General features: G+C 58.4%; 1 protein-coding gene and 1 pseudogene. Both read left to right on the top strand.

Annotation, left to right across the window (positions count from 1 at the left end):
• Positions 1-11: 11 nt before the first annotated feature.
• Positions 12-221 (top strand): annotated as a pseudogene (locus ACIPIZ_RS29690) (type VI secretion system contractile sheath small subunit); the annotation flags it as partial.
• A gap of 25 nt (positions 222-246) precedes the next feature.
• Positions 247-1,377: type VI secretion system contractile sheath large subunit (gene tssC, locus ACIPIZ_RS29685; RefSeq protein ID WP_401169070.1), on the top strand; the 1,131-nt coding region annotated here is incomplete at its 3' end.

Below are 1,377 nucleotides of genomic sequence, written 5' to 3'. Positions count from 1 at the left end.
GCGTCAATTAGATGAAGGACTTCAACCCGGACAGCCTGGTCGAGCAAGAGCCTGAGCTGAAAAAACTGATGGAACTGCGCGATGCGCTCGTGGCCCTCAAAGGCCCGCTGGGTAACGCACCTGCGTTCCGTAAAGCCATCGAAGGCGTGCTCGCCGACGACGAATCCCGCGGTCGCGTACTCGGTGAGCTGGGCCTGAACGCCGCAGCCCCGGACGCCTGAGACTCCAGCCAAGGAAGCCAACACAATGAGCACTAGCGCAGCACAAGAGAAGAGCGCCGCCAGCGGCGAATACAGCATTCTCGACAGCATCATCGCCGAAACCCGTCTGACTCCGGACGACGAAGCCTACGACATCGCCAAGCGCGGTGTGTCGGCGTTCATCGAAGAACTGCTCAAGCCGCAGAACAACGGTGAGCCGGTCAAGAAGGCCATGGTTGACCGCATGATCGCCGAGATCGATGCCAAGCTCAGCCGTCAGATGGACGAGATCCTGCACCACCCGGATTTCCAGGCGCTGGAATCCTCGTGGCGTGGTCTGCAGTTGCTGGTCGACCGCACCAACTTCCGCGAAAACATCAAAATCGAAATCCTCAACGTCTCGAAAGAAGACCTGCTGGACGATTTCGAAGATTCGCCGGAAGTCATGCAGTCGGGCCTGTACAAGCACATCTACACCGCTGAATACGGCCAGTTCGGTGGTCAGCCTGTGGGCGCGATCATCGCTAACTACTACATGTCGCCGAGCTCGCCAGACGTGAAGCTGATGCAGTACGTGGCCAGCGTTTCGTGCATGTCGCACGCGCCGTTCATCGCTGCGGCCGGCCCGAAATTCTTCGGTCTGGAAAGCTTCACCGGCCTGCCGGATCTGAAAGATCTGAAAGACCACTTCGAAGGCCCGCAATTCGCCAAATGGCAGAGCTTCCGTACTTCGGAAGACTCCCGTTACGTTGGCCTGACCGTGCCACGTTTCCTGCTGCGTAACCCGTACGATCCGGAAGAAAACCCGGTGAAATCGTTCGTGTACAAGGAAACCGTTGCCAACAGCCACGAGCACTACCTGTGGGGCAACACCGCTTACGCGTTCGGCACCAAGCTGACCGACAGCTTCGCCAAATTCCGCTGGTGCCCGAACATCATCGGCCCACAGAGCGGTGGCGCGGTTGAAGATCTGCCGTTGCACCACTTCGAAAGCATGGGCGAAATCGAAACCAAGATTCCTACCGAAGTACTGGTTTCCGACCGTCGTGAATACGAACTGGCCGAGGAAGGCTTCATCTCCCTGACCATGCGTAAAGGCTCCGATAACGCGGCGTTCTTCTCCGCGAGGTCGGTGCAGAAGCCGAAGGTATTCGCCATCAGCGCAGAAGGCAATGCC

It is taken from the genome of Pseudomonas sp. NPDC087690 (assembly GCF_044743175.1).
Lineage (GTDB): Bacteria > Pseudomonadota > Gammaproteobacteria > Pseudomonadales > Pseudomonadaceae > Aquipseudomonas.
Note: the sequence above shows the minus strand (reverse complement) of the source record. Positions and strands in the feature narration are given on the sequence as shown.